The following is a 15,878-nucleotide window of genomic DNA, read 5'->3' on the forward strand; positions in this document are numbered from 1 at the left end:
AGAGTACGAGCACTCCTCATGCACGACCTCCCGTCCGCCCCTCCCGGCACCACGGACGAGCTCCCACCCGAGCCTTTGAGTCACAGCCTCAAACAGCGCCACCTGACCATGCTGGGCCTCGGCGGCGTGATCGGCGCCGGGCTGTTCGTCGGCTCCGGCGCCGGCATCACCATCGCCGGTCCCGCGATCATCTGCTCGTACCTGCTCGCAGGGGTCCTCGCGATGCTGGTGATGCGGGCGCTCGGCGAGATGTCGGCGGCGATGCCCGCCTCCGGCTCCTTCTCCGTCTACGCGGAGAAGGCGCTCGGCCGCTGGGCCGGCTTCTCGGCGGGCTGGCTGTACTGGTTCCTGCTGGTCGTGGTGCTGGCCGTGGAGGCCACGGCCGCGGCGAAGATCGCCAACGGCTGGCTGCCCTCGGTGGACCAGTGGGTCTGGGTGTTCGTCTTCATGGTGGTCTTCACCGTGAGCAACCTGGCCGCCGTACGGAACTTCGGCGAGTTCGAGTTCTGGTTCGCGGCCCTCAAGGTCGGCGCGATCGTGCTGTTCCTGATCCTCGGCACGCTGGCCGTCTTCGGCCTGCTCCCCGACACGGATCCGATCGGGATGGCCAACCTGACCGGCCAGGGCGGCTTCTTCCCGAACGGCGCGAGCGGTGTGGTCGCCGGCATGCTGGCCGTCGTCTTCGCCTTCGGCGGCCTGGAGGTCGTCACCATCGCGGCCGCCGAGTCGGACGACCCGGCCCGGTCCGTGGCCCGCGCGGTGCGCAGCGCCGTGTGGCGCATCCTCTTCTTCTACGTCGGCTCGATGCTGGTCATCGTGACCCTGCTGCCGTGGGACTCGCTGACGCCGGGCCAGAGCCCGTACGTGGCCGTCCTCGACTCGATCGGCATCGCGCACGCCGGCCAGATCATGGACGTCGTCATCTTCGTGGCCCTGCTGTCGGCGCTCAACGCGAACCTGTACGGGTCCTCGCGCATGGTGTTCTCGCTCGCGGAGCGGGGCGAGGCACCGAAGTCCCTGCTGAAGGTGTCGGGCGGAGGGGTGCCGCGCCGGGCGGTCTTCGCGTCGGTGGCCTTCGGGTTCGTCTCGGTGGTGCTGAACCTGCTGTGGCCGGACACCATCTTCCTCTACATGCTCAACGCGGTCGGCGCGGTGCTGATCTTCGTGTGGGCCCTGATCGCGGTCTCGCAGCTGAAGCTGCGCGCGAAGATCGAGCGGGACATGCCGGAGCGGCTGACGCTGCCGATGTGGCTGTTCCCGTACGCGACGTGGGCGGCCCTGGTCGGGATGGCCACGGTGCTGGTCCTGATGCTGTTCGACGATGCGGCGCGGCCGCAGTTGCTGTGGTCCTCGGGGGCCGCGGCCGCGGTGCTGCTGGTGGCGTGGATCCGGGAGCTGCGCACCCCGAAGTCCTGACCCGCCGGTCCTCGCGCAAGGCCCCCGCGCACACCGCGCGGGGGTCTTCGCGCGTCAGGTGCGCAGGTAGGAGGCCCCGTTGACGTCGAGGACCGCGCCCGAGCTCCAGCGCGCCGCGGGCGAGGCCAGGTGGAGCACGGCGGCGGCGATCTCCTGCGGGGTACCCGCGCGGCCGAAGGGGCTCTGCGCCCGGATCCGCTCGCCCTCCTCCCCGTCGAGCCGGTCGGCGACCCGTTCGGTGGCCACGAAGCCGGGTGCGACGGAGGCCACCGCGATGCCGTGCGGGGCGAGGGAGACGGCGAGCGACTGGCCGAGCGCGTGGAGCGCCGCCTTGGTGGCGCCGTAGGCGGGGTGGTCGGGCTCACCCCGGAAGGCTCCGCGCGAGCCGATGTTGACGATGCGCCCCTCGCGGCGGCCGTCGATCATGCGGCGGGCCGCGCAGTAGGCCAGGTTGGCCGTACCGAACAGGTTGACCGCGGCCGTGTGCTGCCAGGCGGCCTGCCAGTCGGCGTAGGAGGTGGTGGGCAGCGGGTGCGCGACCATCACGGCGGCGTTGTTCACGAGCACGTCGATCCCGCCGAGCGCCTCCTCGGCCTCGGCGGCGAGGGCTTCCACGCGCGTCGGGTCCGTGAGGTCGCCGGCGACCAGGACGTGGCCCTCGCCCGGCAGGTCCGCGAGGGTCCGTTCGGCGTCGGGCCCGCCGGCCGTGCTGTGCACCGCGACCCGGTCGCCCTGCTCGGCGAACGCGGTGGCGATGGCCCGTCCGATGCCCCGGGAGGCTCCGGTGACCAGTACTCCCCGGCCCGTAGCGGCCAATTCCCGTATGCCGTGGTCCATTCGAGCCTCCGTCGTACGTTCGGGTCCGGTTCGCCAGCGTACGGGGATGATCACGGCCGGTCATCCGACTGTCCGGATAGCGGACGAAAAGTGTCCGATGATCGGACACGGTTGAGACTGGGGCACTCCATTCCGTCCCCCCGCACACCGGACAGGCACCACCCATGAGCCAGACGACCGCCGCTCCCCGCGAACAGGACGCGCCGCCCGCCGGCGACGCCGGATCCCCTCTCGGCAACGGCCTCAAGCAGCGCCACCTCTCGATGATCGCCCTCGGCGGGGTCATCGGCGCGGGCCTCTTCGTCGGCTCCGGCGCCGGCATCGCGGCCGCCGGTCCCTCGATCGTCCTCGCGTACGCCGCTTCCGGGCTGCTCGTGATGTTCGTGATGCGGATGCTCGGCGAGATGTCCGCCGCGAACCCCTCCTCCGGCTCCTTCTCGGTGCACGCCGAGCGGGCCATCGGCCCGTGGGCCGGCTTCACCGCCGGCTGGATGTTCTGGACCCTGCTGTGCGTGGGCGTGGCCATCGAGGCCATCGGCGCGGCACACATCATGACGGGCTGGTTCCCGGGCACCCCCTCGTGGATGTGGGTGCTGGTGTTCATGGCGATGTTCTGCGGCTCCAACCTGGCCGCCGTCTCCAACTTCGGCGAGTTCGAGTTCTGGTTCGCCGCCCTGAAGATCGGCGCGATCGGCCTCTTCCTGGGCCTGGGCGTGCTGGCGGTCCTGGGCGTGCTGCCCGGCACCGACTCCCCCGGCACCGCCAACCTGCTGCACGACGGCGGCTTCCTGCCCAACGGCGTGGACGGACTGCTGGTCGGCCTGCTCGCCTCCGTGGTCGCGTACGGCGGCCTGGAGACGGTGACCATCGCGGCCGCCGAGTCCGACAACCCGGTCCGGGGCGTCGCCAAGGCCGTGAAGACCACCATGTGGCGGATCGCCATCGTCTACGTCGGCTCGATGCTGGTCATCGTCACGCTGCTGCCGTGGAACGACCCGGCGGTCACCACCGCGGGCCCGTACGCGGCCACCCTGGACCACCTGGGCATCCCGCACGCCGGGCAGGTCATGAACGTGGTCATCCTGATCGCCCTGCTGTCCGCGATGAACGCGAACATCTACGGCTCCTCCCGCATGGCCTACTCCCTGGTCTCCCGCGGCCAGGGCCCCAAGGCGCTGGGCAAGCTCTCCGGCCGGGTGCCGCGCCGGGCGGTGCTGGCCTCCTCCGGCTTCGGCTTCGTCACCGTGCTGCTGTCCTACTGGTACCCGGACACCCTCTTCGCCTGGCTGCTGAACATGGTCGGCGGCGTCATCCTCGTCGTCTGGGGCTTCATCGCCGTCTCGCAGTTCGTGCTGCGCCGCCGCCTGGAGCGCGAGGCCCCCGGGAAGCTGGTCGTGAAGATGTGGGGCTTCCCCTATCTGACCTGGGTCGCACTGGCCGGACTCGCCGGGGTCCTGGTCCTGATGGCCATGGGCGACGACACCCGGGTCCAGCTCGTCTTCACCGGCGGCCTGACCGTGGCGCTGGCCGCCGCCGGTTACGTCATCCAGCGCCGGACGGCGGTGCGCGAAGCCGCGTAACACCCGCCGGACCAGCGCCCCGAAGGCCGGACTCATGCGATCGCATGGGCCCGGCCTTCGGCGTTCCGGAGGTCCCGACAAGTGAGGTGACCCTTATGGGAAGCCTGGAATAGATACTGCTAGCGTGCAGTTGCGCATTAATTGCAATAGCAGTTGGCACGCTGAGGGGACCGGATAACACGCATGGCCATCTACACGCTTCCTGAGCTTCCGTACGACTACGCGGCGCTCGAGCCGGTGATCAATCCGCAGATCATCGAGCTGCACCACGACAAGCACCACGCCGCCTATGTCACGGGCGCCAACAACACGCTGGAGCAGTTGGAGGAGGCGCGCGACAAGGAGAACTGGGGCGCGCTCAACGGCCTGGAGAAGAACCTGGCCTTCCACCTCTCCGGCCACATCCTGCACAGCATCTACTGGCACAACATGGCCAGCCCGAAGACCGGCGAGGGCGGCGGCGAGCCCACCGCGGCCGACGGCCTGGGCGACCTGACGGACGCGATCACCGAATCCTTCGGCTCCTTCGCGAAGTTCAAGAAGCAGCTGACCTTCGCCGCCTCCGCGACGCAGGGCTCCGGCTGGGGCGTTCTGGCGTACGAGCCGGTCAGTGGCCGCCTCGTCGTCGAGCAGGTCTACGACCACCAGGGCAACGTGGGCATCGCGAGCACCCCGGTCCTGGTCTTCGACGCCTGGGAGCACGCCTTCTACCTTCAGTACAAGAACCAGAAGGTGGACTTCATCGAGGCGATGTGGAACGTCGTCAACTGGCAGGACGTGGCCAAGCGCTACGCCGACGCCAAGGCGAACACCCCGCTGCTGATCCCCGCCAAGGGCTGATCAGCCCACCATCCCGTCCGCCTCGTGATCGTCTTCTCAACCTTCACGTGCGGGCGTGTCCACCAGAAGACCCCCGCGAGGACATGACTCGCGGGGGCCTTCTGCGTCTCCCGCGGCGGCCGCCTGGTCGACGAGTCCGTCCACCTCGCCGACCACCGTGAACTCCCGGGCCAGGCCTGTCTCATGGAGCCGCGCGAACGGGGTGAAGGGGACGCCGAACTCCGACTCCCCGCGGTCGAAGTTCCAGCTCTTGTGCACCTGGAACCGGTAGTCGCTCACCACGGAGCCGTCCTCGTGGACCCGTACCGTGCCGCTGATCCGGTACTGGGCCCCGCGTAGCGCCAGCCACCAGTCCGCGCTGCCTCCCTCGCGGGCGCGCCGGGTGATCAGCACCCCGCGCCAGCCGCTGTCCGCCGCGTACGCGCCGGGCTCGCCGAGCGCCCCCGCGTCCCGGCGCCACTCGGCCAGCCGGCGGTCCACGTCCTCCCGTACGGCGGGCACGGCGAGCAGCGCCCGCGCGTCGACCCGGTACGGGCGGCCCGTACCCCGGAGGTAGTGGCGCAGGGTGCCGGCGGCCTGGCGGACCCCGAGGGCCGTCCACAGCGGGGGCACCGCAACGCAGGCTGCCCGCAGCACCCGGTCTCGGGGGCGTGCGGGCAGGCTGGCGTGCGCGGCGTTGCCGTTCGGTATCGCGGGCTCCGCCCGGCCGCCGCTGCGGCCGAGCGGTTCCTCCCGTGTCGGGCTGATCCCCATAGAGGGACGTTAAGGGAGGAACCGGGCACCTGCTAGTCGAACTGGTCGAGCTAGTCGAAGATCGGGCCCTGCGTGCGGGTGCGCTTGATCTCGTAGAAGCCCGGGGTGGAGGCGACGAGCAGGGTGCCGTCCCAGAGCCGGGCCGCGGCCTCGCCGCGCGGGGCGGGGGTGACGACCGGGCCGAAGAAGGCGACCTCCGCGCCGTCGGCGCCGGGCACCGAGATGACCGGGGTGCCGACCTCCTGGCCGACCCGGTTGATGCCGTCGTTGTGGGAGTCGCGCAGGACCTCGTCGTACTCGTCGGAGTCCGCGTAGTGGATCAGTTCGGCGGGCAGGCCCACCTCGTTCAGGGCGTCGGCGATCGCCTCGCGGGTCGGGCCCTGGTCCTCGTTGTGGAAGCGGGTGCCGAGGGCGGTGTAGAGCTTGCCGGTGATCTCGTCGCCGAACTTCTGCTGGGCGGCGACGACCACGCGCACGGGGGCCCAGCCCTTGGGGCCGAGCAGTTCGCGGTAGCGCTCGGGCAGTTCGTCGAGCTTGTTCTCGTTCAGGACCGCGAGGCTCATCACGTGCCAGCGGACCTCCACGTCACGGACCTTCTCGACCTCCAGCATCCAGCGGGACGTCATCCAGGCCCAGGGGCAGAGCGGGTCGAACCAGAAGTCGACAGCGGTCTTCTCGCGCACCTGGGTGTCAGCCATGTCTCTCCTCAGATCGGAACGTTCCTCCCTGCCCAACCGCTCCGACCGCACACGCATTCCCCCGTGGGAGGATTCGGTCAGGTATCGCGATCACGCACGAAGGAGTGCACGTGCCCGGAGAGAATCTGTCCCGTGACGAGGCCCGCGAGCGGGCCGAGCTGCTGTCCGTCGACGGGTACGAGGTGGTCCTCGACTTGAGGTCCGCGGTGGACGAGGCCGAACCGGCCGACGGACCCAGGACCTTCCGCTCGGTGACCACCGTCCGCTTCCGCGCCGCCGCTCCGGGAGCCTCGAGCTTCGCGGACCTCATCGCGCCCAAGGTGAACGCCGTGACCCTCAACGGGCGCGCGCTGGACCCGGCCGTCGTCTTCGACGGCGCGCGGATCGCCCTGGACCGGCTGGCCTCCGAGAACGTGCTCGTGGTCGACGCCGACTGCGCGTACAGCCGGACCGGCGAGGGCATGCACCGCTTCGTGGACCCAGAGGACGGCGAGGTCTACCTCTACACCCAGTACGAGCCGGCCGACGCCCGGCGGGTGTACGCGAACTTCGAGCAGCCCGACCTCAAGGCCCCGTACCGCTTCGAGGTGACCGCGCCCGAGGGCTGGCAGGTCTGGAGCAACGGCGCCCTGGAGTCCCTCGAGGGGCAGACCCGGCGCTTCGCCGAGACCGCGCCGATCTCCACGTACATCACCTGCGTGGTCGCGGGGCCGTACCACTACGTCACGGACTCCTACACGCGCGGGGACCTGACGATCCCGCTCGGCGCGATCTGCCGCAAGGGGCTGGCGAAGCACTTCGACGCGGACGAGGTGTTCCTCGTCACGAAGCAGGGCTTCGACCTCTTCCACGAGATCTTCGACTACCCGTACCCCTTCGGGAAGTACGACCAGGCCTTCGTGCCGGAGTACAACCTGGGCGCCATGGAGAACCCGGGGATGGTGACCTTCCGGGAGGAGTACATCTTCCGCGGGAAGGTCACGCAGGCCTCGTACGAGCGGCGCGCGAACACGATCCTGCACGAGATGGCGCACATGTGGTTCGGCGACCTGGTCACCATGAAGTGGTGGGACGACCTGTGGCTGAAGGAGTCCTTCGCGGACTTCATGGGCTCCTTCGCGCTGGTCGAGGCCACCCGCTTCGACCAGGCGTGGGTCACCTTCGCCAACAGCCGCAAGGCGTGGGCCTACCGGGCCGACCAGCTGCCGTCCACGCATCCGATCACGGCCGACATCCGTGACCTGGAGGACGCGAAGCTGAACTTCGACGGCATCACCTACGCCAAGGGCGCGGCGGTGCTCAAGCAGCTCGTGGCGTACGTGGGCCGGGACGCCTTCCTCGAGGGCGCGCGGCGCTACTTCAAGGCGAACGCCTACGGGAACACCACCCTGGACGATCTGCTGTCGGTGCTCGCGGAGGTCTCCGGGCGGGACATGGCCGAGTGGTCGCGGGCCTGGCTGCAGACGGCCGGCGTGAACGCGCTGACCCCGGTGGTGACCTGCGACGCGGGCGGCCGGGTGACCGAGCTGGCGGTGGTCCAGGACGGCGACGAGCTGCGCCCGCACCGCGTCGCGGTGGGCCTGTACCGGCTGGACCCGGACGGCGCACTGGTGCGCTACGCGCGGGCCGAGGCGGACGTCGCGGGGGCCCGCTCGGTCGTCACCGAACTGGCCGGGCAGGAGAAGCCGGCCCTCGTGCTCGTCAACGACGAGGACCTCACCTACTGCAAGATCCGCTTCGACGAGGCGTCGCTGGCCGCGCTGCGCTCGCACCTGGGCTCGGTGACGGACCCGCTGAGCCGCGCGCTGTGCTGGTCGGCGCTGTGGAACCTGACGCGTGACGGGCTGATGCCGGCGCGGGACTTCGTCTCGCTCGTACTGGCCCACGCGGGCCGGGAGACGGACGTCGGCGTTCTCCAGATGCTGCACGCGCAGGCACAGACCGCGGTCACCCACTACGCGGCGCCCGACTGGCGGGAGCAGGGCGGCAAGGTGCTGGCGGCCTGCGCCCTGCAGGAACTGCGCTTCGCGGAGCCGGGGTCGGAGCACCAGCTCACCTGGGCCCGCTTCTTCGCGGCGGGCGCGGCGACCGAGGGCGACTTCCAGCTGCTGCTGGGGCTGCTGGAGGGATCGGCGCGGATCGACGGGCTGGAGGTGGACCAGGAGCTGCGCTGGGACTTCCTGCTGCCGCTGGCCGCGCACGGGGCGATCGGCGAGGAGGTCATCGCGGCGGAACTGGCGCGGGACGACACGGCGTCGGGCAAGCGGCACCAGGTGCGGTGCCTGGCGGCGCGGCCGTCCGCGGCGGTCAAGGACCAGGCGTGGGCCGCGGTGGTGGAGTCGGACGCGCTGTCGAACGCGCTGGTCGAGGCGACGATCGCGGGGATGCAGCGGTCTTCGCAGCGGGCCCTGCTCGCGCCGTACACCGGCCGCTACTTCGACGTCATCGAGCGGATCTGGGCCGACCGGTCGATCCAGATCGGCATGGATGTGGTGCGGGGCCTGTACCCGTCCCTCCAGGACTCCCAGGAGACCTTGTCCGCTACGGACGACTGGCTGTCGGCGCACGCTGATGCGGCTCCGGCGCTTCGGCGGCTGGTCCTGGAGTCCCGCGACGACTTGGCCCGCGCCCTTCGCGCCCAGGCCTGCGACACGGCAGCGGGCTAGCCCTGCGGGGCTGTCCCCTACCCGCCCTTCCCCCGGGCTCCGCCCGGACCCGCGCCGCAAACGCCGGCGGGGCTGGATTTTTCAGCCCCGCCGGCGTTCAGGTGCGGGACGACGCCGGCCACATCCAGCCCCGCCGGCGTTTGAGGCGCGGGTCCTGGGGCGGAGCGCCAGGAGGCGGCGCCCAGCCTGCCCACCAGCGCAGCCCATCGGCAGTCGAACGTCCGTACTTTAGCCCCGTCTTGTCCCGATTTGCCGACGGATGTGTAACAGGGGTTAGCGAGGCCATGGCCTGAGGGAATCTCAGCGTCATGAACCACAACGCACCCCTCCCCCTCGCCCACCTCACCGACAACCGCCCCCGCGTGCTGTCGCTGACCCAGCTCCGCGAGCACGGGGTCACCGCCTCCGATGCCGCCGAGCGGTCCTGGCAGCAGATCCTGCCGGGGGTGTTCCTGCTCCACGCCGGTCCCGCGACCAGCGAGGAGCGGCTGCACGCGGCGCTCCTCTACGCGGGGCGCCGCGGCGACGAGGTCATGATCACGGGGCTGGCCGCCCTCGCGCTGTACCGGTTCTCCTCCGCCCCCGCCCTGCTCGGCCTCCCCCAGATCGACGTGCTCGTCCCGAACACCCGCCGGCTGCGCTCCGCCGGACAGGTCCGCATCGTCCGGACGCACACCCCGCCCCGGCCGGTGGAGGTCACCGGGCTGCCCGTGGCCCCCGTGGCCCGCGCCGTCGCCGACGCCGTCGCCCACCTCTCCGACGCCGGTACGGTCCGCCGCCTGCTCAGCGAAGCCGTCCGCGGCGGGCACTGCGAACCGGCCGCCGTGGTGCGGGAGCTGACGGTGGCCCGGCTGCTGAACCGCCCGCACGTGGTGGACGCCGTCGAATCGCTGCTCGCCGAGGGCCGGGCCATCGCCGAGGACCGGCTGTACCAGCTCGTACGCGGCTACGAGCTCCCCGAGCCCGTCTGGAACGTGGACCTGCGGCTGCCCGGCGGCCCGCACCTGGGCGGGGTCGACGCGTACTGGCCGGAGCAGGCCGTGGCCGTGGAGATCGACACCCGGGCCCCGCGGCAGGGGGAGGACGAGCAGTGGTCGGAGTCCGTCCGCAAGCGGGAGACCCTGGAGCGGTGCGGAATCACCGTCCTGCACATCACCCCGCGCAAGCTCCGCGACTGGCCCGAGCAGCAGGCGGCGGTCGTACGGACCGCCCTGACGGCGTCCGCCGACCGCGAGCCCGCCGCCTACGTCGTCGTCCTGCCCAGGTGAGGGCCCTGCCGCGCAGGCTGCCAAGGCGGCGCGGGCAGCGCCGGATTGGCCGGCGAGTACTCCGGGGCGCTCCACCGAAGCCGCCCCGGGTGCACGCTCTCCACCACCGACTCGATCCGGAAGCGGACCCGCCGCTCCCCGCCCGCCCCGAACTCGGGCTCCGCCCGCCCGCTCAGCTGGAGCAGCGCCCCGCTCTCCCAGTCCGGGAACAGCAGCCCCGCCCGCGGGTCCGCCAGCAGGTTCCCCAGCGTCAGGAACATCGCGTTGCCCGCGTAGTCCGGCCAGGCCAGTTCGGCCGGGGACAGCACCTCGACGAAGCCCGGCATTCCGCCCCGGTGGCTCGCGTCCGCCCCGTCCGCCCCCGCGGAGGTGGCGACGAAGAAGGTGTCGGCGGCGCGGACGGCCCGTTCCTGGTCGGGGGTGAGCGCGTCCCCGCGCCGCACGACACCGGCTCCTTCGGCGACGAGCTGGACAGGCTGCCGCTTCTGGAGGTACTTGGGGCAGTTGGCGAAGACCCGTTCGGCCGCCAGCGCGAACCCGCCGGGGGTCACCTCCAGGGTTCCGCCCAACCGCATCCGGCGCCGGGTGCGCGGGTCGAGGGAGATGGTCCCGACCCGGGTGCCGGCGGTGGCCAGCGCCTCGGCGAGCGGATCGCCCTCGGGGATCCCCCCTTTGACCGCGATCCGGTCCGGCCCGGTGGCCCGTACGAAGCCGGGGGCGCCGGTCAGCAGTGAGGCCCAGAGCATGCCTCCGGGATCGGCCGCGCCGACGACCAGGTGCGGCTGCAGCCCCAGGAAGGCCGCGGCCACGTCCTTGATGTGCGGGGTGACGGACCGGCCGACGTGCACGGCGTGCTCCCGGACGCCGACCCGTTCCTGGACGGCCAGCGAGCCCCAGTGGTACCCGGACATTAGAAGAACCCGCAGGTCGGGGCCCCTGTGGTGGGAGCCTCGGCGCCTTCGGCGCCGCTCGGCACGGAGATCTCCAGTCGGGTCCCGTCGGGGTCGTGGAAGAAGATCCCGCCGGAGGCCGCCCCTTCGCCGTGGGCGACGACCCCTTCGTAGGCGAAGTCGACGCCCAGGCCGCGCAGCCGCTCCTCGTACGCCCTGACCTGCTCGATGGCGTCCGCGGAGAGCGCGAGGTGGTGCAGTCCGGCCGCGCCGGGTGCGTAGGCCCCTTCCGCCTGCTGCCACAAGGTGAGTACGAGCTCGCCGTCCTGGCCGAGGAAGGCGAAGCGCCGGTCCTCCTCCTTGCCCTCGCCGAGCAGCTCGAAGCCGAGGCCGTCGCGGTAGAAGACGAGCGACCGGGCGAGATCCGTGACGTTCAGGCCCACGTGGCCGGTGCGCAGCTTGCTGATGACGGTCGTCACAACGGTTCCTTCCCCAGAACTGTGTAATTTCTAACCTTCTAAATCGAGATTAACGGTTAGGAGTGGGGGAGTCAACCGCTCACGTACTCTTGAGGGGTTAGTGCCACGAGGAGGCGGACATGACGACGGCGGACCCACGACCCCTGACCGGGGAACCGGTGGCCCTGGACCTGCTGAACACCCGGTGGGTCCAGGACGGCGAACCCGCCGACCTCTTCGCGGGGGCCTTCGGGCTCACCCGCGTCGAAGGGCTCGCCCTCTGGCTGGAGAGCACGGGGCTGGCCGGCCGCTTCCGCGCCGACGCCGCGACCCTGGTCCACCTGCTCACCGCCCGCGAGGCACTGGCCCGCGCGGTCGCGGATCCCGCCGACGAGAGCGCCCGCACCCTGGTCGACGCCGTCCTGGAGCACGGACGGATCCGGGCCACCCTGACCGCCGAAGGGCCCGGCGAGCGGACCGAGTTCGACGATCCGACCTGGGGTCCGGCCTGGACGGCCGCCCGCGACTACCTGGAGCTGCTGGGCTCCGACCCCGGCCGGATCCGCAAGTGCGCCTCCGAGACCTGCGTGCTGCGCTTCCACGACACCTCGCGCAACGGCACCCGGCGCTGGTGCTCGATGTCCGCCTGCGGAAACCGGGCGAAAGCCTCCCGTCATTACGCGCGCACGCGCGAGCGCTGAACGCCCGGAAGTTGTCACATCTGATCTGAGACCGGGGCCCGCCCCACCCCTGACGCACGGTCGGGATGTCTACAAATCCATGTTCCACCCCGAAGGTTCGTACCGGTTCGATCCGGTACGGGCCTTCTGGCGTATGCCCCGAGCTGGCGGGAGTCCGCCACGGCAGGTATCGGTCCGTGACAACTCTCCCCAAAGAGCTGTCACTTAGGCGAGGCTGACCGGTCATCCGGCACCGAAATCCGGACCGTACCTTTCACTTAGCCAGGGATGCTGATGACCCTCGACTCCCCCGCTCGTTCAACTCAGGGCGGCATATCCGCGACCCGGCGCGTCTCACGCGTCGCGGCCGCGGCCGGCCTGGTGGCCGCCCTCGCGGCCACCGGCGCCATGCCCGTCTTCGCGGCGACCGGCACGAACACCCCCGCGCCCAACCCCGCGGTGAAGTCGGCCGACCAGAAGCTCGGATCGGCCGACGCCGAACTGCTCCAGGAAGCCAAGACCAAGGGCGAGAAGACCGTCACGGTCATGGTCGCGACGGCCCCCGGCGAGACCCAGCAGGTCGCCAAGCAGCTCGACGACGTCCAGGGCGCCTCGGTGGGCCGGACGTACGACCAGCTCGGCTACGTGCGCGCCACCCTGCCGACCGACAAGGCGGAGGCCGCGCTGAAGGCGGCCGCCAAGCTGTCCTCCGTGCACGGCATCGACCTGCGGCACGAGATCCAGCTGCCGGACCCCCGTCCGGACGCGGACCGCGAGACGGGGACGGCGAAGCGGACCGCCGCCGAGACCTACCCCGGGCCGGACAAGAACACCCCGGCGAAGAACCCGTACAACCCGTCCTTCGAGACGGGCGCGCTGGACTTCATCAAGAAGAACCCGAAGGCCGACGGCCGCGGCGTGACCATCGGCATCATGGACTCGGGCGTCGACCTCGGCCACCCGGCGCTCCAGAAGACCACCACCGGCGAGCGCAAGATCGTCGACTGGGTCACCGCGACCGACCCGATCACCGACGGCGACGCCACCTGGCGTGCCCAGATCACCCCGGTCGCCGGCGGCACCTTCACCGCGGGCGGCGGCAGCTGGAAGGCTCCCGAGGGCTCGTTCCAGTGGAGCCGTTTCACCGAGTCGATCACCGCCACCGGTGACATGAAGGGCGACGTCAACCGGGACGGGGACACCACCGACCGGTTCGGCCTGCTCTACGACCCGGTCGCCGGGACCGTCCGCGTCGACACCGACCAGGACAACGACTTCACGAACAACGAGCCGATGAAGCCGTACAAGGACGGCTACCAGATCGGCTACTTCGGCACGGACAACCCGGCGACCGAGGTCGCCGAGCGCATCCCGTTCGTGATCGAGATCCGCAAGGACGTCCCGATGGACCCGCTGGGCGGTGACTGGGTCGGCAAGAAGGCCGACTTCGTCAACGTCGGCATCATCGAGTCCGAGCACGGCACGCACGTCGCGGGCATCACCGCCGCCAACGGCCTCTTCGGCGGCGCGATGAACGGCGAGGCGCCCGGCGCCAAGCTCGTCTCCTCGCGCGCCTGCTCCTGGTCCGGCGGCTGCACCAACATCGCGCTGACCGAGGGCATGATCGACCTCGTCGTCAACCGCGGCGTGGACATCGTCAACATGTCGATCGGCGGCCTGCCGGCCCTGAACGACGGCAACAACGCGCGCTCCGAGCTCTACAAGAACCTCATCGACACCTACGGTGTCCAGCTCGTCATCTCGGCGGGCAACGAGGGCCCCGGCATCAACACCATCGGCGACCCCGGTCTCGCGGACAAGGTCATCTCCGTGGGTGCGTCGGTCTCCAAGGAGACCTGGGCGGCCAACTACGGCTCCGGCGTGGCCAAGGCGTACAACATGTTCCCCTTCTCCTCGCGCGGTCCGCGTGAGGACGGCGGCTTCACGCCGACGATCACCGCCCCCGGCGCGTCGATCAACACCATCCAGACCTGGCTGCCCGGCGCACCGGTGAAGGAGGCCGGCTACGCCCTGCCGGCCGGTTACGGCATGCTCCAGGGCACCTCGATGTCCTCGCCGCAGGCGGCGGGCGCCGGCGCCCTGCTGATCTCGGCCGCCAAGCAGCAGAAGATCGCCCTCACCCCGGCGAACCTGCGCATCGCGCTCACCAGCAGCGCGAAGAAGATCGCGGACGTTCCGGCGCACGCCCAGGGCGCGGGCCTGATCAACATCCCCGGCGCGTGGGAGTCCATCCAGCGCGGCGCGAAGGCCAACGAGTTCACCGTCAAGGCGCCGGTCGACACCGCGATCGACCAGTTCCTGAAGACCCCGGGCTTCGGCACCGGCGTCTACGACCGTGAGGGCGGCCTGAAGGTCGGCCAGAAGAAGGTCTACGACGTCGTCGTCACCCGCACCACGGGCGTCAAGTACGGCACCCCGCACCAGCTCAGCTGGCGCAACAACGACGGCACCTTCAAGGTCATCGGCGGCTACGACTACGTCACCCTGCCCCTGAACAAGCCGGTCACCATCAAGGTCGAGGCCAAGCCCAAGACGGCCGGCGTCCACAGCGGCATCCTGCAGCTCGACGACGAGACCACCGAGGGCATCGACAAGCAGATCCTCTCCACGGTCGTCGTCTCGGCCCCGCTGGCGAAGCCCGCGTACAGCTACTCGGACACCTCCTCCGTGCAGCGCAACAGCCACAAGTCGTACTTCGTGACCGTCCCGGCGGGCGCGAAGACCCTCGAGGTCTCCCTCGGCGGACTCGCGGCGGGCAGCCAGACGCGCTTCATCTCGATCCACCCGTACGGCGTCGGCGTCGAGGACAGCGCGACGACCCAGTGCTACCCGAACTACGACAACCCGGCCAACCAGTGCCGCCCCGACCTGCGTTCGTACCCGAACCCGCAGCCGGGCGTCTGGGAGATCGAGGTCGAGTCGCGCCGTACGTCGCCGCTGCTCGACAACCCGTTCAAGCTGGACGTCTCCGTGCTCGGCGCGGCCTTCGACCCCGCGGTCAAGGTCCTGCCCGAGGTCAAGCTGGGCACCCCGGCGCCGGTCCAGTGGACCGTGAAGAACGACGGGGCCGCCATCACCGGCGGCAAGCTCCAGGGTGGTCCGCTCGGCTCCGCGAAGGTCGCCAAGCCGACCATCGCCACCGGTGAGACCCACACCACCGAGGTCACGATCGGCGAGGGCGTCTCCCGCCTCGACATCGCGATCGGCAAGGTGTCCGACACCGCCGCCGACCTCGACCTGGACGTGTACAAGGACGGCGTCAAGGTCGGCACCTCCGCCGACGGCGACTCCGAGGAGGCCGTGAGCCTCGTCAACCCGGCCGCGGGCACCTACACCATCGAGGTGCTCGGCTACGCGATCCCGTCCGGCTCCACCACGTACGACTACCGCGACGTCTACTACTCGGCCGCCCTGGGCACCGTCCAGGTCGACGAGGCCGCCGCGGTCAACCTCGCCAACGGCGCCTCGGCGACCGTCTCCGCGAACGTGCTGGTCAGCAGCGCCGCTCCGGAAGGCCGCCAGTTCTTCGGCGAGGTCAAGCTGCTCAACGCCCGCGGCACCGCCGCCGGCACCGGCAGCGTGCAGATCGAGAAGGTCCTGCCGTAACCCGGTAGGAGCCTGAAGAACGGAGGGGGCGACGCTCTGACGAGCGCCGCCCCCTCCTCATTGCCCCTGGCGTGTCCATCGGGCACGCAGCCCGTCAGGCATCCCTATGCCGAGCGACGACACCGAAGAAGGCTAACGACAGCCGAAACCGACCACATGTGCGCA

12 protein-coding genes are annotated in these 15,878 nt (G+C 70.9%); 7 read left to right on the forward strand and 5 right to left on the reverse strand.

Annotated elements, in window-relative coordinates; translation table 11 throughout:
* Nucleotides 1–18: 18 nt before the first annotated feature.
* A complete protein-coding gene (locus OG247_RS15250) occupies nt 19–1,416 on the forward strand; it encodes an amino acid permease (protein WP_327252761.1) in 1,398 nt (465 codons plus the stop codon).
* Between the two features lie 54 nt (nt 1,417–1,470).
* Here OG247_RS15250 and OG247_RS15255 read toward each other — a convergent pair whose 3' ends face one another.
* Nucleotides 1,471–2,253, reverse strand: a complete 783-nt coding sequence (locus OG247_RS15255) for an SDR family NAD(P)-dependent oxidoreductase (RefSeq protein ID WP_327252762.1) — start codon at nt 2,251–2,253, stop codon at nt 1,471–1,473.
* A gap of 164 nt (nt 2,254–2,417) precedes the next feature.
* Here OG247_RS15255 and OG247_RS15260 point away from each other — a divergent pair, with 164 nt between their 5' ends.
* Both OG247_RS15260 and OG247_RS15265 read left to right on the forward strand, forming a co-directional pair.
* Nucleotides 2,418–3,833: an amino acid permease gene (locus OG247_RS15260; RefSeq protein ID WP_327252763.1), complete on the forward strand. Its 1,416-nt coding sequence runs from the start codon at nt 2,418–2,420 to the stop codon at nt 3,831–3,833.
* A 183-nt stretch (nt 3,834–4,016) separates the two neighbouring features.
* On the forward strand, nt 4,017–4,673 hold the full coding sequence (locus tag OG247_RS15265) for a superoxide dismutase (protein WP_281210776.1): 657 nt from the start codon (nt 4,017–4,019) through the stop codon (nt 4,671–4,673).
* 36 nt (nt 4,674–4,709) lie between these two features.
* Here the strand turns inward: OG247_RS15265 and OG247_RS15270 are convergent, their stop codons facing one another.
* Nucleotides 4,710–5,426, reverse strand: coding sequence for a hypothetical protein (locus tag OG247_RS15270; protein ID WP_327252764.1), 717 nt, complete (start codon nt 5,424–5,426; stop codon nt 4,710–4,712).
* Between the two features lie 50 nt (nt 5,427–5,476).
* Nucleotides 5,477–6,124, reverse strand: coding sequence for a mycothiol-dependent nitroreductase Rv2466c family protein (locus OG247_RS15275; RefSeq protein ID WP_327252765.1), 648 nt, complete (start codon nt 6,122–6,124; stop codon nt 5,477–5,479).
* Between the two features lie 110 nt (nt 6,125–6,234).
* Between OG247_RS15275 and pepN the strand changes: the two genes are divergently transcribed.
* Nucleotides 6,235–8,790, forward strand: a complete 2,556-nt coding sequence (gene pepN / locus OG247_RS15280) for an aminopeptidase N (protein WP_327252766.1) — start codon at nt 6,235–6,237, stop codon at nt 8,788–8,790.
* Between the two features lie 308 nt (nt 8,791–9,098).
* A complete protein-coding gene (locus tag OG247_RS15285) occupies nt 9,099–10,058 on the forward strand; it encodes a hypothetical protein (RefSeq protein WP_327252767.1) in 960 nt (319 codons plus the stop codon).
* Here the strand turns inward: OG247_RS15285 and OG247_RS15290 are convergent.
* Together OG247_RS15290 and OG247_RS15295 are read right to left on the reverse strand one after the other, a co-directional pair.
* A complete protein-coding gene (locus OG247_RS15290; RefSeq protein WP_327252768.1) occupies nt 10,034–10,969 on the reverse strand; it encodes a pyridoxamine 5'-phosphate oxidase family protein in 936 nt (311 codons plus the stop codon). The two genes, OG247_RS15285 and OG247_RS15290, sit on opposite strands and share 25 nt — an antisense overlap.
* Nucleotides 10,969–11,427 (reverse strand): VOC family protein, encoded by a 459-nt coding sequence (locus tag OG247_RS15295; protein ID WP_327252769.1) that lies wholly within the window; start codon nt 11,425–11,427, stop codon nt 10,969–10,971. Before OG247_RS15295 ends, OG247_RS15290 begins: the two co-directional genes overlap by 1 nt.
* A gap of 119 nt (nt 11,428–11,546) precedes the next feature.
* Here OG247_RS15295 and OG247_RS15300 point away from each other — a divergent pair, with 119 nt between their 5' ends.
* Complete coding sequence (locus OG247_RS15300) at nt 11,547–12,107, forward strand: CGNR zinc finger domain-containing protein (protein ID WP_327252770.1); 561 nt, start codon at nt 11,547–11,549, stop codon at nt 12,105–12,107.
* Between the two features lie 273 nt (nt 12,108–12,380).
* A complete protein-coding gene (locus OG247_RS15305; protein ID WP_327252771.1) occupies nt 12,381–15,713 on the forward strand; it encodes a S8 family serine peptidase in 3,333 nt (1,110 codons plus the stop codon).
* Nucleotides 15,714–15,878 lie beyond the last annotated feature (165 nt).

Source organism: Streptomyces sp. NBC_01244 (assembly GCF_035987325.1).
In the GTDB taxonomy this organism is placed as follows: Bacteria; Actinomycetota; Actinomycetes; order Streptomycetales; family Streptomycetaceae; genus Streptomyces.